General features: G+C 73.1%; 21 protein-coding genes. 10 read left to right on the plus strand and 11 right to left on the minus strand.

The genetic code is table 11. The features are described from left to right. The 7 genes from QOL99_RS03775 to QOL99_RS03805 form a co-directional block, all read right to left on the minus strand. Window positions 1-956, minus strand: a 956-nt coding sequence (locus QOL99_RS03775; protein WP_285521496.1) for a carbohydrate kinase, incomplete at its 3' end; no start/stop codon positions are given. Between the two features lie 31 nt (window positions 957-987). Next, window positions 988-1,827: an HpcH/HpaI aldolase/citrate lyase family protein gene (locus QOL99_RS03780; protein ID WP_285521497.1), complete on the minus strand. Its 840-nt coding sequence runs from the start codon at window positions 1,825-1,827 to the stop codon at window positions 988-990. Window positions 1,828-2,129: 302 nt separating this feature from the next. Further along, window positions 2,130-2,513 (minus strand): VOC family protein, encoded by a 384-nt coding sequence (locus QOL99_RS03785; protein ID WP_285521499.1) that lies wholly within the window; start codon window positions 2,511-2,513, stop codon window positions 2,130-2,132. 72 nt (window positions 2,514-2,585) lie between these two features. Then, complete coding sequence (locus QOL99_RS03790) at window positions 2,586-3,455, minus strand: RIO1 family regulatory kinase/ATPase domain-containing protein (RefSeq protein ID WP_285521501.1); 870 nt, start codon at window positions 3,453-3,455, stop codon at window positions 2,586-2,588. Between the two features lie 298 nt (window positions 3,456-3,753). Then, complete coding sequence (locus tag QOL99_RS03795; protein WP_285521503.1) at window positions 3,754-4,053, minus strand: hypothetical protein; 300 nt, start codon at window positions 4,051-4,053, stop codon at window positions 3,754-3,756. Then, complete coding sequence (locus tag QOL99_RS03800; protein WP_285521505.1) at window positions 4,053-5,162, minus strand: M20 family metallopeptidase; 1,110 nt, start codon at window positions 5,160-5,162, stop codon at window positions 4,053-4,055. Before QOL99_RS03800 ends, QOL99_RS03795 begins: the two co-directional genes overlap by 1 nt. A 79-nt stretch (window positions 5,163-5,241) precedes the next feature. Beyond that, window positions 5,242-5,469 (minus strand): hypothetical protein, encoded by a 228-nt coding sequence (locus QOL99_RS03805; protein ID WP_285521506.1) that lies wholly within the window; start codon window positions 5,467-5,469, stop codon window positions 5,242-5,244. A gap of 275 nt (window positions 5,470-5,744) precedes the next feature. Here QOL99_RS03805 and QOL99_RS03810 point away from each other — a divergent pair, with 275 nt between their 5' ends. After that, on the plus strand, window positions 5,745-7,724 hold the full coding sequence (locus QOL99_RS03810; RefSeq protein ID WP_285521509.1) for a S9 family peptidase: 1,980 nt from the start codon (window positions 5,745-5,747) through the stop codon (window positions 7,722-7,724). A gap of 79 nt (window positions 7,725-7,803) precedes the next feature. Here the strand turns inward: QOL99_RS03810 and QOL99_RS03815 are convergent, their stop codons facing one another. Together QOL99_RS03815 and QOL99_RS03820 are read right to left on the minus strand one after the other, a co-directional pair. After that, entirely contained in the window at window positions 7,804-9,009 is a 1,206-nt protein-coding gene (locus QOL99_RS03815) for a hypothetical protein (RefSeq protein WP_285521511.1), read from the minus strand. 166 nt (window positions 9,010-9,175) lie between these two features. Then, a complete protein-coding gene (locus QOL99_RS03820; protein WP_285521513.1) occupies window positions 9,176-9,472 on the minus strand; it encodes a hypothetical protein in 297 nt (98 codons plus the stop codon). On the opposite strand from QOL99_RS03820, the gene QOL99_RS03825 reads away from it, so the two are divergent. Together QOL99_RS03825 and QOL99_RS03830 are read left to right on the plus strand one after the other, a co-directional pair. After that, window positions 9,471-10,427 (plus strand): ABC transporter substrate-binding protein, encoded by a 957-nt coding sequence (locus tag QOL99_RS03825; protein WP_285521515.1) that lies wholly within the window; start codon window positions 9,471-9,473, stop codon window positions 10,425-10,427. The genes QOL99_RS03820 and QOL99_RS03825 overlap by 2 nt on opposite strands. Window positions 10,428-10,434: 7 nt before the next feature. Further along, window positions 10,435-10,944 (plus strand): hypothetical protein, encoded by a 510-nt coding sequence (locus QOL99_RS03830; protein WP_285521517.1) that lies wholly within the window; start codon window positions 10,435-10,437, stop codon window positions 10,942-10,944. 90 nt (window positions 10,945-11,034) lie between these two features. Here the strand turns inward: QOL99_RS03830 and QOL99_RS03835 are convergent, their stop codons facing one another. Continuing rightward, entirely contained in the window at window positions 11,035-11,703 is a 669-nt protein-coding gene (locus QOL99_RS03835) for a PIG-L deacetylase family protein (RefSeq protein ID WP_285521520.1), read from the minus strand. A 72-nt stretch (window positions 11,704-11,775) separates the two neighbouring features. Between QOL99_RS03835 and QOL99_RS03840 the strand changes: the two genes are divergently transcribed. The 7 genes from QOL99_RS03840 (at window position 11,776) to QOL99_RS03870 (ending at window position 15,944) form a co-directional block, all read left to right on the plus strand. Next, window positions 11,776-12,783 (plus strand): GNAT family N-acetyltransferase, encoded by a 1,008-nt coding sequence (locus tag QOL99_RS03840; protein ID WP_285521523.1) that lies wholly within the window; start codon window positions 11,776-11,778, stop codon window positions 12,781-12,783. Next, window positions 12,780-12,953: a hypothetical protein gene (locus QOL99_RS03845; RefSeq protein WP_285521525.1), complete on the plus strand. Its 174-nt coding sequence runs from the start codon at window positions 12,780-12,782 to the stop codon at window positions 12,951-12,953. The genes QOL99_RS03840 and QOL99_RS03845 overlap by 4 nt, the downstream gene beginning before the upstream one ends. After that, window positions 12,950-13,924, plus strand: coding sequence for a GNAT family N-acetyltransferase (locus tag QOL99_RS03850; RefSeq protein WP_285521527.1), 975 nt, complete (start codon window positions 12,950-12,952; stop codon window positions 13,922-13,924). The genes QOL99_RS03845 and QOL99_RS03850 overlap by 4 nt, the downstream gene beginning before the upstream one ends. A 62-nt stretch (window positions 13,925-13,986) precedes the next feature. Further along, window positions 13,987-14,673 (plus strand): arginase, encoded by a 687-nt coding sequence (locus tag QOL99_RS03855; RefSeq protein ID WP_285521559.1) that lies wholly within the window; start codon window positions 13,987-13,989, stop codon window positions 14,671-14,673. 88 nt (window positions 14,674-14,761) lie between these two features. Further along, window positions 14,762-15,304 (plus strand): VUT family protein, encoded by a 543-nt coding sequence (locus QOL99_RS03860; RefSeq protein WP_285521529.1) that lies wholly within the window; start codon window positions 14,762-14,764, stop codon window positions 15,302-15,304. Beyond that, window positions 15,304-15,735, plus strand: a complete 432-nt coding sequence (locus QOL99_RS03865) for a hypothetical protein (protein ID WP_285521530.1) — start codon at window positions 15,304-15,306, stop codon at window positions 15,733-15,735. Before QOL99_RS03860 ends, QOL99_RS03865 begins: the two co-directional genes overlap by 1 nt. Further along, on the plus strand, window positions 15,732-15,944 hold the full coding sequence (locus QOL99_RS03870; RefSeq protein ID WP_285521533.1) for a hypothetical protein: 213 nt from the start codon (window positions 15,732-15,734) through the stop codon (window positions 15,942-15,944). The genes QOL99_RS03865 and QOL99_RS03870 overlap by 4 nt, the downstream gene beginning before the upstream one ends. Before the next feature lie 7 nt (window positions 15,945-15,951). Here QOL99_RS03870 and QOL99_RS03875 read toward each other — a convergent pair whose 3' ends face one another. Next, entirely contained in the window at window positions 15,952-17,097 is a 1,146-nt protein-coding gene (locus QOL99_RS03875) for a prepilin peptidase (protein ID WP_285521536.1), read from the minus strand. Between the last annotated feature and the right edge of the window lie 3 nt (window positions 17,098-17,100).

The following is a 17,100-nucleotide window of genomic DNA, read 5'->3' on the forward strand; positions in this document are numbered from 1 at the left end:
TCGCCCGCGCCCGTCACGTCGGCCACGCTGGCGGGCAGGGCGGGCAGTTCGGCCACGCCGTCCACGGTGGACAGCAGGCTGCCGCGTTCGCCCCGGCGCACCCACACCGTCCCCACGCCCCGCGCGTGCAGTTCGCTCGCTGCGCTCCGCAGGGCCTCCACCGTGTCGGGGACCGCCCGGCCCACCAGCGCCCCGAGTTCCCCCACATTCGGCGTGACCGTGTGCGGAGCGAGCCCGGCCTCGAGCGCCGGGAGCAGCCGCGCGGCCTTGGGTTCGCTGACGGGCTCGAAGACGACGGGCACCCCCGCCCCGCTGCACAGGGAGAGCAGGTGGGTCAGCGTCTCGGGGCTGAGGTTGCCGTCTGCCACGACCCAGGCGGCGCCGCGCAGCACGGCCCGGCGCTCCTGCAGGGCGGCGGGGGTCAGGGCGTCCATGCTGCCCATCGCGGCGACGGCGATCAGCAGTTCGCCCCGGTCGTCCAGCACCGCCGTGTAGGTGCCCGTCGGCCCGTCGAGCCGCAGGACCGAGCGCACGTCCACGCCCGCCGCTTCTGTCTCGCGCAGCAGCAGGTCGCCGTGGGGGTCGCGGCCCACCGCCGTGATCAGGCGGGTGTCCACGCCCAGCCGCACGAGGTTCTCGGCGATGTTGCGGGCCACGCCGCCGGGGGCCTGGGTGCCTGTGCCCGGATTGCTGGTGCCGGGTGCGGCGGGCGCGAGCGTCCGGGCCTTGATGTCCATGTTCGCCCCGCCCACCACCATCACGTAGGGGGCGGCGTCGGGGGCCACCACGTAGCCGCGCCCCAGCAGCGCTCCCTTGCGGATCAGGTTGCTGACATGCACATTGACCGCCCCGCGCGAGGTCCCCAGCCGCCGGGCCAGTTCCTCCGGCGTGCTCAGCGGGGCTTCGCGGATCAGGGCCAGTAGGTCGCGTTCGCGGTCGGTCAGGGGCGAGGGCATGGCTTAATCAGAATAAGCCTCTTGTGTGCGCTTAAGCAAGGGGTGAGTCCGGCCTCGTCGCCTCCCACAGCGCCAGCGTCTCCTGGGCCTCGTCCACGTGCATTCCCTCGACCAGGGCACCCCGGTAGGTCGCCACGCTGCGCCCCCCGGCCCGCGCCTCGGCCCAGGCGGCGATCAGGCCCCGCGCCGCGTCCGCCTCGGCCTCCGACACGCCAAAAGCCCGGTTGGCGATTTCCACCTGGCCGGGATGAATGACCGTCTTGCCGGAAAAGCCCAGGGTGCGGCCCTGCCCACACTCGCGCCCGAAACCCTCGGGGTCGCGCACATCGTTGTACACGGCGTCCAGGGGCACCTTGCCGTGGGCGCGGGCGGCGAGCACCACCGCCGAGAGGGCGTGCAGCAGGGGCGTCCGGGAAGGGCCGGGCCGGGTCCGCAGCGCCCGCGCGAGGTCGTTGGCCCCCACGATCAGCCCCGCCACCCCGGGCGCGGCGGCGATCCCGGCGGCCCGCAGCACGCCGGTCGGCGTCTCGATCATGGCCCAGAGGGGTACGCGAAGGTGGAGGTCGCGCACGGTGACCGCGTCCTCCACCTTGGGGAGCACCAGCCCCTCGGCTCCGGCCCGCAGCGCCAGCTCGCGGTCGGCGTGTTCCCAGGGAGTGCCCAGCCCGTTGACCCGCACCAGCACGGGCACCCGCCACGGCGTCCGCAGCGCGGCGGCCACATTCTCACGGGCCGCGTCCTTGTGCTCGGGCGCGACGGCGTCCTCCAGATCGAGAATCACGGCGTCTGCCCCCAGTGTGCGGGCCCTGTCGATGGCGCGGGGCTTGTCGCCCGGCACGTACAGCACCGAGCGCCAGGGCCTAGCGCTCACGCCGCGCCTCCTCCCGGCGGCGGGACCGCGCCGCGCTCGACGCGAGCAGGAAGGGCAACAGGGCCAGCAGGAAGCGCAGGGGGCGGGGCATGGAGTCAGGTTACCCGTCTGGAGGGCGCACGTTCAGACCAGCGCACCGCCGGGCACGGGCCACGGTCAGAGCCCGCTCCTGCAGCCTGAAGGTGGTCTCCCGGTTCTCAGGCCAGCACCCGGCGGCCTGGCCGTGGTCTGCGGTCTCCTCGATCTCGGGGGGTGGACGGAAGGCCGGGCGATGCAGCTCCAGACCTATTCCAGTCCCAGGCTTATCCCAGCCCCCAGATGCTCGCCGGGGCCAGTTCCAGCACGTTTCCGGCGGGGTCGTGAAAGTAGAGGCTCTCGCCCCGGGTGCCCCAGGCGTAGCGGGTGACGGTCAGGCCGTGGCCCTCCAGCCTCGTCTGCCACGCGTCCGTCTCCTCGCGGGGAATGGCGAGGCAGGCGTGTCCGCCCGGTTTGCCCGCGTGCGGGGGCACGTCGCCGGGCTGGGCGCTGGCCTCCGGATGGAAGATCAGCAGCATGGAGCCGCTCAACCGGTAGAACAGGTGCCGCCCGGCCACCTTGCCGTACAGCGGGAGGCCGAGCACCTCCGAATAGAAGGTCTCGGCCCGGCCAAGGTCGTCCACGTAGAGGCAGGTTTCGAGGGCACGCATGGGGAGAGCTTAGAGCCGCCAGCTTCCAGCAGCCAGCCAAATAAGCTGGGAGCTGGCGGCTGGCCGCTTCCTTTACGGCAGCAGCAGGCGCGGGGTCGGCCCCGGTCCCAGGGCGCGGCGCTGCACCTCGCGCAAGGTGGCCTCGCCGCTCTCCTGTACGCCGTGGCGCCGGAAGGAGGTCGCCAGGCTCTGGGCGTCGCGGGCGAGCAGGTCGCGGAAATGGGGATTTTGGCGGGTGGTCAGTTGCGGAAAGTCGATGATCGTCACGGTGTTCTCCCACCACAGGAGGTTGTAGGTGCTGTAGTCGCCGTGGGCGTAGCCCAGCCGCAGCATGTGCGCCATGCCGGACAGGGCCTGGTCCCAGGCGCGGCGGGCTTCTGCGGGTGTCAGGGCGGCCTCGCTCAGGCGGGGGGCGGGCTGGTCCTCCTCCCCGATCAGGCGCATCAGGACGGCGGGGGCGGCCGCGCTGTAGTCGAACGGTGATGGGCCGACCAGCGGTTCGGGGACGCTCAGCCCCGCCTCCCAGAGGTGCCACAGGTGCGCGTACTCGGCGCAGACCCAGCCCTGGTGCAGCATCTCCAGGCCCTTGCGGCTGCGGCCCGCCATCGCCTTGGCGGCCCGCGCGTCGGGGACATACACCCCGGCGCGGTAAACCTCGTCGCGCTGGAAGGAGCGGGCCTGCAGGTCGCGGTAGAGCTTGAGCAGCAGCGTGCCGCGCGGCCCACGGGCGACGTAGGCGGTGGCTTCCTTGCCGCTCCCCAGTTCAGCGACGACCTCGTGAACGTGGCCCAGGGCCTTGAGCCGGGCGATCACGTCGTCCTCGGGGGTGTCGTCTCCCTCGGCGATCAGGGCGGCGACGCGGCGGCGGCCCTGGGGGGCACGGCGTGGGCGGCGGAATTTCTCCTCGCCGGGGGCGTCGTCCCCGTAATGGCGGCCCTTCATGGGCGCCTCGGGGGTTCAGGGGGCGGTGGTGGCCAGAATGGTCCAGAGGGAAGATGCAGCACAGCGGCTCCTGTCGGGTCGGGCGGGGGCGGCGGGGGGGGTCCCCTGGGTCGCGGTCCGGCGGACAATCGGGTTGTCGGTCATATGCAGCACCTCCTCTCGGTGATGCGCCCACCGTAGCAGGCAAATCGGGCCGCTGCCACAGTTCGCAGGAGCGCTAGGCCATCACGCGTAGGGGTCTTTTGGACCGCCGCTGACCTGCCGTCCAGTGCCCTTCTTCCGTCCAGTGCCCTATCGGTCAGTCTTTCCACTCCGCCACCGGGATGAAGTCCACGCCCTCGGTCTCGGTCCCGGTCACCCGGTAGCGGCTGTCGAAGCGCACGACGAGTTCGCCCCGGTCGAAGTGCCCCGGGCTGATCACCGGCTTGCGGAACAGGTAGCCGCCCCCGTCGTCCGCGCCGATATGGGCGGCCTTGGTGAAGCGGAACTCGACCACCTCGCCGTGCCCGCGCGTGCGCACCCGCACCCGGAAGGTGCCGGGGTCGTCCTGCCGCACCAGGGGATGCCCGGAGGGGGTACGCCGGAAAAGACTGAACATCACAGCACCTGCATCAGCCGGGTCAGCAGCCGCACGTGGTCGGGCCAGCGGTCGAGCCGGACGTGCTCGTGGGCGGCGTGCGCCCCGTCGCCGGGTGCCCCCAGTCCGTCCAACGTGGGGCACAGCGGCGCGGTGAAGTTGCCGTCGCTGCCGCCGCCGACGACCTCCCCCGTGACCTCGAAGCCCAGTTCGCGGGCGACCGCCTGCGCCTGTTCGAAGAGGCGGTCGGTGCCGGGGCCGCGCTCGAAGGGCGGGCGGTTGAGGCCCCCGGTGACGGTCAGGGCCACGCGGGGGTCCTGCGGTTCCAGGCCCCCCATGCCCGCCGTCACCCGCTCGGCCTCGGCCAGGGTCGCCACCCGCACGTCGATGTCCAGGGTGCAGGCCGCCGGAATCACGTTCACGGCCCCGCCCCCGGCGATGCGCCCGACGCTCACGGTGGTCCCCACCTCCGGGCGGGCCAGGGCCTGCGCGGCGAGGACGGCGCGGGCGGCCTCGGTGACCGCGCTCGCGCCCTCCTCCGGCTTGTTGCCCGCGTGCGAGGCGACCCCCTGAAAGTGCAGGTGAAAGTCGCCCACCCCCTTGCGGCCCACCTTCAGCGCGTGGGTGTCGGCCACGGGGGGCTCGATCACCAGCACCGTGCGGCTCTCCCGGGCGGCGGCCTCGATGTGGGCGCGGCTGCCCGGGCTGCCGATCTCCTCGTCGGGGGTCAGCAGCAGCACCACGCCGCCGCGCGGCCACCCGCCCTTCAGCGTTCGCAGCGCGTGAAAGGCCCCCACCAGTCCCGCCTTCATGTCGTAGGTGCCGGGGCCGTACACCCGGTCGCCCTCCACCCGCCACGGCATCGTCGCCAGCGTGCCGTGCGGCCAGACCGTGTCCGCGTGCGCCAGGATCAGCAGGGGCCGCGCCGCGCCCGTCACCCCGAAGGCAAAGCGCCGGGTCCCGCCGGGCAGGTGCTCGACCGCCGCGCCGAGGTCCAGTGCCCAGGCTTCGGTCACGTCCATCACCCGGGCGACGGCGGCGGGATCGGTGGAGGGCGATTCGGTCTCGGTGAGCACCCGCAGGTCGTCCAGCAGGGCACTCAGGTCCGGGGCAGGAGGCAGGGGGGTCATCCTGCCCATGCTACGCGCCCCCGCCGGGATGCAGGGCGGGGGCGCGGGAGAGGTCTGGGCGCAGTGGGGGCCGGGCGTCTCAGGTCAGCAGCGCGACCTGCCGGGGGTCGGCCTGCACGGTGGCGCGGCCCTTGAGATACAGGTCGTTGAGCGCCTGCGGTCCGAAGATGCGGGCCAGCCGGGTGCTGGTCAGTTCGATGGTGGTGGTGGTGGTGGTGCTCACCGCCTGGGCCGACCGTCCGGGGCGCAGCCGCACCCGCACGACGTCGAGGGTGCCCGGGACCCAGGTACACGACAGTTCCTGCATGGGGGGACCTCCTGAAACTGGGGCTGACTGAAACTGGGGCTGAAGCTGGGGTCTTGGGCCTCTGCCCGGACTGGGCGGGGGGGCCCTCCGGTCCTTCCGGTGTCTCCAGCGTAGGTGGCGTCACTGAGCCGGGCGGTCAGTCGGGCCGGAAGCCGCCTTGAGCCCCGGTTCACGAGACGGTCCCGCCCCAGGCGCTTTGGGCGCAGCGCCCCTGTACCTGGCTGGCTGTGCCTGGCTGCCTGTGCTTGGCTTGCCCGGCTGTGCTTGACTGCGGCATGTCACACCCCGGTCCCGTGCCGCCCGGCCCCGAGAGCCTGCTCGCCCTTCAGTTCCCCTCCGACCCCCAGGTCAGTCCGGACGGGGAGCGGGTCGCCTACGTCCTGACGCGGGTGGACGAGGAAGACCCCAGGAAGGCCGACTCCGACTTTCCCAGGCCGCGTTACCGCTCGGCGGTGTGGCTCGCGGGCGGCGGGGAGGACGCCCGGTCCATCACCCAGGGCGAGGGCCGCGACACCTCGCCGCGCTGGTCGCCGGATGGCACCGCGCTCGCTTTCGTGCGCGAGGGCGGCGGCGAGAAGGGCCAGCTCTTCGTGCTGCCGCTCGCGGGGGGCGAGGCGCGGCGGGTCACCCGTTTCCGGAACCCGGTGCAGGACGTGCAGTGGAGCCCGGACGGCCGCTGGCTCTCCTTCCTGACGGCCGCCGACGACGAGGACCGGCGCGACGAGCGCGGCGAGGCCCGCGTGATCACCCGCCCGCGCTACCGCTTCAACGGCCGCGACTGGCTGCCCGAGCGCCCCGCCCGGCTGTGGCGCTACGACGTGACCGGCGAGCGGCTGGAGGAGTGGCACGCGCCGGAGGTCGAGGTCACCGGCTACGCCTGGCTTCCCGACAGCTCCGGCGTGCTGCTGATCTCCTCCCAGAGTGAGATGGACGCGGCGCAGTGGCGGCAGGAGGTCTACCGCCTCGCCCACAGCGGCGAGCGCGAGCAGGTGACCCGCTGGAACTCCGCGGTGCAGGCGGTCGTGCCGCACCCCGACGGCGAACGCTTCGTGATCGTGGGTCGGCCCGAGGGCAAGGGCAGCCCGGAGGACGCCCACCTCTTTCTCGCAGGGCCGGGCGGCGAGTGGCGGCGGCTGGACGTGGGCTGGGACTTCCCGGTGGGCAACATCGTGGGCGGGGACATGCACGTGGGGGCCTTTCCCGCGCAACCAGTGTGGCTGGATGACCAGACCCTGCTCGTCAGCAGCACGGTGGGCGGCTCGTGCGGCCTGTTCCGGGTGGGGCAAGGCGGCACGGTGACCGCGCAGGACCACGACCCGGAGGGCGTCATCCCCGCCTTCACCGCGCGGGGGGGCGGCGTGGCCCTGATCCGCGAGCGGGCCGACCGCTTCCCGGAGGTGGAGCTGAACGGGGAGCGGGTCACCGACCTGAACGCGGCGCTCCCCTTCGCCCCCCGCACCCCGCAGCGCGTGACCTTCACCACCGAGGACGGGCAGGAGGGCGAGGGCTGGGTGCTGCTGCCGGAGGGCGAGGCGCGGGTGCCCGCCGTCCTGACCATTCACGGCGGGCCGCACACCGCCTACGGGCACGCCTTTACCCACGAGTTCCAGTTGCTCGCGGCGCGGGGCTACGCGGTGTGCTACAGCAATCCGCGCGGCAGCGTGGGCTACGGGCAGGCGTGGGCGTCGGCGATCCACGGGCGCTGGGGCACGCCAGACATGGCCGACCTGCTGGCCTTTTTCGACCGCTGTCTGGAGGCGCACCCCCAGCTCGACGGCGAGCGCAGCGCCGTGATGGGCGGCAGCTACGGCGGTTACATGACGAACTGGATCACCGGGCACACGGACCGCTTCGCGGCGGCGATCACCGACCGTTCGATCTGCAACCTGCTGTCGTTCGGGGGTACCTCCGACATCGGGCTGCGCTTCTGGGACGACGAACTCGGCCTGAACTTCCACCGCTCGGCGGACGCCCTGCGGCTGTGGGACATGAGCCCGCTGAAGTACGCCGAGGCGGTGCGGACACCCACCCTGATCGTCCACTCGGTCCTCGACCACCGCTGCCCGGTCGAGCAGGCCGAGCAGTGGTACGCCGCCCTGCACCTGCACGGGGTGCCCACCCGCTTCGTGCGCTTTCCCGGCGAGGACCACGAGCTCTCGCGCTCGGGCCGCCCGGACCGCCGCCTGAAACGGCTGGAGGAGTACCTGGGGTGGCTCGACCGCTGGCTGGGAAAGACGGGGGAAGCCGGGGCGTAAGCCTGCCCCCCCCAAAGGAGAAGGGCCGGGGGTTGCTTCCCGGCCCTCTCTGCATTCAGGCGTCGGCCCTCAGCGGTGATTACTCCTCGTCGCGGCGCTTGTTGCCCCAGCCACGGTCGGCGCGGGGGCGCGGGCGGAAGGTCTGGTCGCCCGTGTCGCCACCCTCGCGGGGCCGGAAACCTCCGCCACCCTGACCACCCCGGTCGCCACCCTGGAAACCGCCGCGGTCCTCGCGGGGCCGGAAGCCGCCCTGCCCGCCGCGGTCGCCGCCCTGGTAACCACCACGGTCTTCACGGGGCCGGAAGCCGCCACCCTGACCACCCCGGTCGCCACCCTGGAAACCGCCGCGGTCCTCGCGGGGCCGGAAGCCGCCCTGCCCGCCGCGGTCGCCGCCCTGGTAACCACCACGGTCTTCACGGGGCCGGAAGCCGCCACCCTGACCACCCCGGTCGCCACCCTGGAAACCGCCGCGGTCCTCGCGGGGCCGGAAGCCGCCCTGCCCGCCGCGGTCGCCGCCCTGGTAACCACCACGGTCTTCACGGGGCCGGAAGCCGCCACCCTGACCACCCCGGTCGCCACCCTGGAAACCGCCGCGGTCCTCGCGGGGCCGGAAGCCGCCCTGCCCGCCGCGGTCGCCGCCCTGGTAACCACCACGGTCTTCACGGGGCCGGAAGCCGCCACCCTGACCACCCCGGTCGCCACCCTGGAAACCGCCGCGGTCCTCGCGGGGCCGGAAGCCGCCCTGCCCGCCGCGGTCGCCGCCCTGGTAACCACCACGGTCTTCACGGGGCCGGAAGCCGCCACCCTGACCACCCCGGTCGCCACCCTGGAAGCCGCCCCGGTCCTCGCGGGGCCGGAAGCCGCTCTGCCCGCCCCGGTCGCCGCCGCCCTGGGTGCCCTGGCCCTCGCGCAGTTCGCGCATCTCGCGGCGCAGGCCACGGATCTCCTTGCTCTGGGCCTCGAGCATCTCCTTGATCTCGGCGAGCATCTCGATCAGGTCGTCGGCGTCGATGTACTCGTCGCCTTCCTCGTCCCCGTCGGCCTCGGTCTCTTCCGCTCCACCGAGGCTGGCGGCCAGCACGCCCTCCTGCTCGTCTTCCTGGGCGTCGAGCACGGGGTCCTCGTCGGGCTCGCCCGCGAGTTCGGGGAGGATGTCCCGCAGTTCGTCGGGCGTCTGGTCGTGGCTGAACTGCCCGGAGGTGGGCTGCTCGGACGCGGGCTGCTGGGCCCCGTCCTGGGTCGTCGCCGCGTCGTCCGTGAGGTGCGGTCTGGTGTCGTCGGTCATGGTGATCCTTTCCCTGGGGGCACGCGGGGACCGGGTGTCGGCCGCCTCCGCCGTCCCGCAGGCGTACCCCCGAGTCTAGCATCCGGGCCGGGGGAGGCTTCCGGCGCCGCCACAGGTCTCAGCGCAGGTCTCGGTACAGGTCTCAGCGCCGCAATCAGTGCCGGAATCAGCGCCGGAAGAGTGCCCGCAAGACCGGGTAAGCGATCAGGTGCGTGACCACCCCGGCCAGAGCGCCGAGCAGCAGCGCCAGCAGCGGGTTGAAGCCCGATCCCAGCCACAATCCGATCCACAGGAAGGTTCCCAGGCTGCTCGCACCCATGATCGAGAAGCGCCGCGCCGTGTCCTCGGGCCGCCAGGCGTTGAAGTCCATGGCCCCAGGGTGCCACGCCCGGCCCACCCGGGTGTCCCACACGGCGTCAGGGGTCACGGTCGGGTCAGGGGCCTTGCCTATACTCGCCCCCATGAAGCGTGCCCTCCTGCTGCTCTCGCTGCTCGCGGCCTCCACGGCGTGCGGCCAGGGTGCCTCCCGCACCGTCACCATCGGCCTGGGGTACATCCCCAACGTGCAGTTCACGCCCTTTTACGTGGCGGACAGGCTCGGGTACTACCGCGCCGAGGGCGTCAACGTGAAGTTTCAGCACGGTTACGTCTCCGAGCTGATGCCGCTGCTGCTGCAGGGCAAGCTCGACTTCGTGGTGGGTGACCCGGAGGACGCCGTCTTCGCCCGCAACCAGGGTGCCCCGGTGCGGTACGTGATGGCGATGTACCAGAAGTCGCCCGTGACGGTGTTCAGCACGGAGCCCCTGAACCGCGCCGCCGACCTCAGGGGCAAGACGCTGGGGATTCCCGGCACCTTCGGCAGCAGCTACGCGGCCACCCGCGCCCTGCTGGATTCGGCCGGGCTGCGCGAGGGCCGCGACGTGCGGCTGGCGAGCATCGGCTTCACGCAGCTCGAGGCGGTGCGGGCCGGGCGCGTCGACGCCGCCGTGGGCTACCTCAACAACGAGGTGGTGGGACTGCGGGGAGCCGGGGAGCGGGTCTACACCCTGGACCTCAGCGCGGCCTACCCGATGGTGGGGGTCGGCCTGATCACCCTCGACAAGACGCTGGGCGGCGACCTTGCCCGCAAGGTCGTGCGGGCCTCGCAGCGCGGGCTGAAGTTCACGGTGGGCGACCCCGCGCGGGCCTTCCGGCTGGCGCAGCCGGTGTTCGGCAGCGGGGGCGGCAGCCTGGAGGTGCTGCGGGCCAGCGTCCCGCTGATGCAGGGCGCCTATACCCGCGCCAACGGCCTGGGCGCCAGCGACCCCGCCGCGTGGACCAAGGCCATCGCCGCCCTCGTCAAGCAGGGCAGCCTTCCCGCCGGGGCCAGGGCCAGCACTTTTTACACCAACAGCCTGATCAGCAAGACGCTGCGGTGACGGGCGCGTGAGGCGCTGGCTTCCCGCCCTGCTCGCCGCCCTGCTGGTGCCGGGGCTGGCGGGCTGCACCTTCGTGAGCACCCCGCGCGACGCGGCACAGTGGACAACCACCGTGCACGGCGTCACGGTGACCTGGCGCTGGGTGGTGCCGGGGGCCCTCACGCGGCGGGGCGACACGCCCTACGCCGGGTACGCCCTGACCCTGCCGCTGGCGCAGGGCTGCGTGGTGGACATCGACCCGGCCCTGTCGCGCCACGACCTCGTGCGGGTGGCGGCCCATGAATACGGCCACTGCGCGGCGGGGCGGTATCTCCAGCTCGGCGTGGCCGACCCGCAGGGCCTGGGTGACTACCACCGCGGGCTCGGGGAGCAGTGGCCCGAGCGCTACGCCGAGGCTTATCTCGCGGCGTGTGGCGGCAGCTTGAGGCCCCTGGGGTGGTACGACCTCACGCAGGCCACCTGCGCCGAGGCCCCGGACCCGCGCACCTTTTCCGGCGAGCGAACTGGGCCGGAGTAACGGCGCAGACGGAAGGCTTGGCGGCCGGGCCACTGGGTGTCAGCACCCGGGGGAGCCCGGGTCGAACCTCGGCTCCCCGGTCCTCCTGGCCTACTCGCTCACCTCGTAGAACGTCTCCTCGGTGATGCGCTCGGGAAACTTGCGGATGAAGTCCACCGTGCTCAGCGCTTGGCTGCGGTGGCAGCCGATGGCCCGCAGCTTGCGGGTGACGTGCCGGGTCACGTCGCGCCGCAGATTGGGGGCCAGCCACGCCGCCCGCAGGTCCTCGCGGTCCGGGGGCGTGGGGCTGGCGTAGTACCACAGCCGGGGGCGCTCGCCGGGTGGGAGGGCGTCCCAGGCGGCCTTCACCGCCCGGTGGGTGGTCACGTGGTCGGGGTGGCCGTTGCTGCCGTTGGGCGGAAAGGTCAGCACCGTCCCCGGCCGCAGCCGGGTCATCGCCTCCCGCGCGACTTCCACCAGCGCCTCCAGGGGCTGGTCTTGCAGCTCCTTGTCGGGAAAGGTGTGCTGCTCGTGGACGCTGCCGGGGTGGGTGGTCAGGCCGATCTCGTCCAGGCAGGCCCGCAATTCTGCCGCCCGCATCCGGGCGAGTTCCTCCGGGCCTTCCGCCAGCCCCAGGGTGCGCCCCGCCTCGCCGCGCGTGAGGGTCACGAGGCCGCAGGGGTGGCCCCCTTCCAGCAGGTCCATCAGGGTTCCGGCGGCCCCGTAGACCTCGTCGTCGGGGTGGGGCACGATCAGCAGCAGCTTGAGGGGCTGGGTCATGCGGGCCAGGATAGGGCGGCCTAGGCGCGGTGGCCGATGTGGGCCGTCCCCGCGCCGGGCCAGGATGGGGGCGTGACCGAGCTTCCCTTCACCCTTCGCCCACCCCGCAAGCCGCAGGACTACCCGGCCCTGGCCCGCGTGCGCTCGGCGTTCGATCCCGAATGGCCCGTGACGCCCGAGCTGCTGCGCGTCTGGGACGGGGCCCTCGACCCTGGCCTCTTTCACACCGAACTCGTGGCCGAGCGCGGCGGCGAGGTGGTGGCGGGCGGGCAGATCGGCCACGACGACTTCGCCTTCGAGGAATGGCGCTACTGGGGCGGCCTGACGGTTCACCCGGACGCGCGGGGCCGGGGCATCGGCTCGGCGCTGTACACGGCGCTGCTGGAACGGGTCCGCGAACGGGGCGCCCGCGAGGTCCGCACCATGCTGACCGACCAGCCCTGGCACGCGGCGGGCCGCGCCTTCGTGGAGCGCCGGGGCTTCCGGGTCGCCTGGGAACGCTACGAGTCGCGGCTGCACACGGCAGACGCCGACCTCGGGGCGTTCGGGGGATTGCTGGAGGGGGTCGCCGCGCAGGGGGTAGAACTGCGCTCGGTGGCCGACCTCGCCGCCGATTCCCAGCGCGACCGCCGATTGTGGGAACTCGACTGGCGGCTCTTTCAGGACGTGCCGATGGGCAACACCCTGACCCGCCGCCCGCTGGAGATGTGGCTCAGGCAGGAGCTGGACGACCCCACCTTCGCCCCGGAGCTGTCCTTCGTGGCCGTGCGTCCGGGACTGGACGACCCCCTCACCGGGCCGTACGTGGGCTACTCCACCCTGATGCGGAACCCGGCGGGCTTCTACGTGATCGGGATGACGGGGGTGCGGCGCGGGGACCGGGGGAGGGGCATCGCCAGGGCGCTCAAGGTCGCCGCGATGCGGGCCCTCGCGGGGGCGGGCGGCGGTGAGATTCGTACCTTCAACGACAAACCGAACGCCGCGATGCTGGAGATGAACCGCGCCCTGGGCTTTCGCCGGGGACCGACCCACCTGCGCTACGAGCTGCACCTGGGGGCAGACCTGGGGGAAGGGGCATGAGGGTCCGCGAGGCGACCGACGCCGATTTCCCCGCGCTGGCCGAGGTGCAGGGCGCCGCATGGCCCGGGCACGCCACGACCGCCGGGACGCTGGCGCACGAGGACGCCGACCTGCGGCGGCACCCCGTCGGGGCCCACCTGTGGCGGGTGGTGGAGGGGAGGCCGCTATGACCTCTCAGGAGAGGACATTCGCCGCCCGCCCGGCAGGGGAAACCGACTGGGACGCCGCCGCGCGGGTCTGGACGCTGGCCTGCCCGCACGACCCGGTCAGCGGCAGCGACCTGCGCAAGCGGGACGCCGAGCAGCGCGGCTGGGGGTATACGGCGTTCACCCTGGTCGCCCTCGCCGGGGCCGACGTGGTGGGGGTCGCCAGCGTGTACCAGAATCCCGGCGCCTACCACCCGCACCGCTTCACGCTGGAACTGGCCGTCCATCCCGGCTGGCAGGGGCGCGGGGCGGGGCGATCCCTCTGGGCGGCGCTGTTGCCCCGGCTGCGGGCGGTGGGAGCGCAGGGGGTCCGCACCCTCGCCCGCGAGGACCATTCCATCGCGTCCGGCTTCCTGACCCGGCGGGGCTTCACGCCGGGCCAGCGGTACTTCACGAGCAGCCTCGACCTCACGACCTTCGACGAGGCGCCCTTTCGCGACCGGCTGGCGCGGGTGCGGGCGCAGGGGGTGCGGGTGCGGAGCCTGACCGAGCTGCGGGCGGCGGGGACTCCGGACCTGACGGCCCGCCTCCACGCCCTGATGAGCGACGTGCGCCGGGACGTGCCCCGCGTGGAGCCCGCTACACCCCTCTCGCGGCAGGTGTTCGAGGAGGCGGTGCTGGGCGACCCCGCCCTCCTCCCGGAGGCCTACCTGATCGCCCAGGACGCGGGGGGCGAGTGGATCGGCCAGACGGTCCTCTTTCGCAGCGAGGCCAGCCCCGACCTGCTGACCGGCCTGACGGGCGTGACGCGGGCGGCGCGGGGGCAGGGCGTGGCGACCGCGCTCAAGCTGCACGCCATTCGCGCCGGGCGGGCGCTGGGCGGCACCCTGATCCGCACCGACAATGCCAGCGACAACGCGCCCATGCTCGCCATCAACGACGCGCTGGGCTTCGTGCGCGACCCCGCGAGCGTGAGCTGGACTCTGGAGCTGTGACGCTGACGGTGGCGGGAGCGCTAGCCTGACCGTCGCCCATGTCCGCCGCTCCCGCCCGCCCGCTGCTGCTCTCCATCGACTGGGACGCCTTGTCCGGCACCCGTGAACTGGTGTTCGACGCGCCGATCTGGGGCACCCGCGACCGCGAGGAAGACCGCGTGGAGGCGTGGCGGGAGCGTGCCCGCAGGCGCGGCGGCCAGGGCTGGGAGGGGCTGACCGCCGACTTCCCGCTCTACCCCGGCGGGGAGGCGCTGGAGCGCTACGCGGGCATTCCTGCCCACGTCACCCTGACGCACGCGGACGCCTGGGACTGGCTGGCGGCCTTTCCCGGGGCCGACGTGCTCAACGTGGACAGCCACCACGACCTCGCCAGCCTCAGCGGCGATCCCGCGCGGGTGCGGCCCGGCAACTGGGCCGGGTTGGCCCTCGCCTCGGGCCGGGTGCGGCGCTACACCTGCCTGTATCCCGCTTGGCACGCGGAAGTGCCCGTCGCGGAGGGGTACGACCTGGAGCGCACGTGGGGCGAGGTCGCGCCGCTGCTCGCGCCGGGCGTGCGGGACCGGGTGACCCTGCGCCGGATGGACGACCCCGCCGCTGGCCTCCCCGACCCCGCCGAGGTCGCGGCCCTGCTGCTGGTGCAGTCCCCCGCCTGGACGAGTCCGGCGCACGACCCGGCCTTCTTCCGGCTGGCGCGGAAGCTGAACGCCGCGCCGCTGACGCCGCCGCTGGACCGTTCGGCGGCCTGGTGACGGTGGGGGCAGGCTGTTTCCCCTCTGCCTGCTACCCTGGGCGCTGGCCCGCGACCTGTCCTGTCGCTGCGGCTGGAGGAAAGACGCCATGACCTATTCCGTCGTCGGCCGCCCGGTCATCATCCTGACCGCGCTGTACGCCCTGAGCATCCTGCTCGCCAACCTGACCCTGAACCAGTTCATTCCGCTGCCCCTGTTCGGGCTGCTCAGCGTGGGCACCATCTTCTTCGCGGCGGTGTTCACCCTGCGCGACCGGATTCACCGGGCGGGGGGCCTCCGGGCCGTTTACATCGCCATCGCGCTGGCGCTGCTCGTCAACACGGTGGCGGCGGTGCTGACCGACACGCCCTGGCGCTTTGTGGGCGCGTCCTTTCTCGCCATTCTGGTGGGGGAACTGGCCGATACCGCCGTTTACCAGCGCCTGATTCAGAGGAGCTGGTGGACCCGCGTGCTCGCCAGCAACGCGGTGAGCGTACCGCTGGATTCCGTTCTGTTCACGCTGCTGGCCTTCTGGGGCGACATGAGCAGCCGCGACATCGCGCAGATCATCTTCGCGGACATTCTCGCCAAGTACACCATCGCGGCCCTGTTCGCCCTGCGGGTGCGGCAGGTCAGCCGCGCCGCCGCCTGATGGAGCGCCCCGCCGACCTGCTGGGGACCATCGCCAATGCCCGCCCGGAGATGCCCACCGTCGTCGAACACGTGCTGGAGCTGCCCGAACTCTGCCCGAGGACGCGCAACCCGGCCCCCGGCTCCACCCTGACCCTGCGCTACGAGGCGGCGGGCCTGTTGCTGGAGCTGTTCAGCCTCGACCGCTACGTGGACGCCTTCGTGGGGCACGCGGTTGTGCGCGACATGGAGATGTTCGTGCAGGTGGCCGCGCAGGACGCCGCGAACGCCGCCGGGGTTCCTGTCACGGCGACCGCCGACGTGGGCCTCGTGGGGCTGCGCCAGCGCCAGCGGGTGACGGTGGTGGCCCGCCCGCAGCACCCGGCCGAACAGGGTCAAATGGAAGGGGAACGGGAGACGCCAGGACCGGGGGGCGGGTACGGTGGCCCATGACCAGATTCTCGGTTCGGGCACTGCTGGACAGACTCGGCGGATTCCGGCGGGAGGAACCGCGTCCCGGTCCGCCCCGCCGCCGCGACGAGGGCGAGGACGGCCCCGGCGTCCCGGTGCCCGTCGGCCCCCGCCCCCGCCGGGGGGGAGCCCAGGCCCGGCCCCCACAGGAAGAAGAGGAGGCCCTGGTGATGCCCCCCCTGCGCGGCTGAGCTTTCCCTACAGCCCCAGCAGCGCCTGGTAGCTCTCCACCACCGCCCCGCCCCAGACCAGCGCCACCACCGCCCCCAGCGCCAGGTAGGGGCCGAATTTGAGGCGGTTCTCGCGTTTCAGGGCGACCTGCACCAGCCCCAGCAGCGCCCCCGCGAACACGGCCACCATCACGGCCACGAGCAGCCGCTCCCAGCCCAGGAACGCCCCGATCACGGCGGCCAGTTTCACGTCCCCGAAGCCCATCGCGCTGGGGTCGTAGGGGGCGTCGTCCTCGCCCTCCAGCTCTGGCCGCAGCCACCAGTACGCGCCCGCGAGGAGGGCCACGGCACCCCCGGCGGCGAGCGCCCCCTGCACCATCACGATCAGGCCGGGGCCGAAGCCCGACCCCCCCAGCCCCACGCTGACGAGCAGGCCGCCCAGCGTGAGCAGCTCGGGCACCCGCACGACCCGCCGCGCGGCGAGGTTGACCCCCGCCGAGGCCAGCGCTGCCCCCACGCCCCACCACGGCCCCAGCCACGCGCCCACCAGCAGCGCGAGGGCGATCTGCTGATACCCGATGGGCGTTTCCGGAGAGCGCCGCTCGCGGAAGCGCCGCAGCACCCACGACCCGATCAGGTCGATGGTCACCAGCAGGCCCGCGCCCAGCAGCGCCCCCTGCACGGCCTCGGCGGGGGTGGGCAGCCCCAGACCCTCCACGGCCCCGGACCGCGCATTCAGAACGCTGAAGCCCACGCCCAGCGCGACGCCCGGCAGCGTCAGTTCGTCGGGAATGGTGGAGGTGTCGAGGTCAATGGCGCTCGCCACCAGCAGCAGGGTAAGCAGCACGCAGAGGCCCAGCGTGGCCCCGCCGTACAGCGCGAAGGGGTAGAGCGCGGCGATCACGGCGTAGCCCAGTCCGGTCAGCAGCTCCACCACTGGATAGCGGGCCTTGATGGGAGCGCGGCAGTAGCGGCATTTTCCCCCCAGGCTCAGCCACGACCCCACGGGCACGAGGTCGCGCGGAGAGAGCCGGTGGTCGCACGCGGGGCAGTGGCTGGGCGGAAAGGCGACGTTCTCGCCGCGCGGCAGCCGGTAGATCAGCACATTGGAAAACGACCCGACCAGCAGGCCGAGCACGCCAGCGAACACCACGAACAGCAGGTCGGGACTCACCCC

The organism is Deinococcus rhizophilus, from assembly GCF_030271215.1.
Taxonomy (GTDB): domain Bacteria; phylum Deinococcota; class Deinococci; order Deinococcales; family Deinococcaceae; genus Deinococcus; species Deinococcus rhizophilus.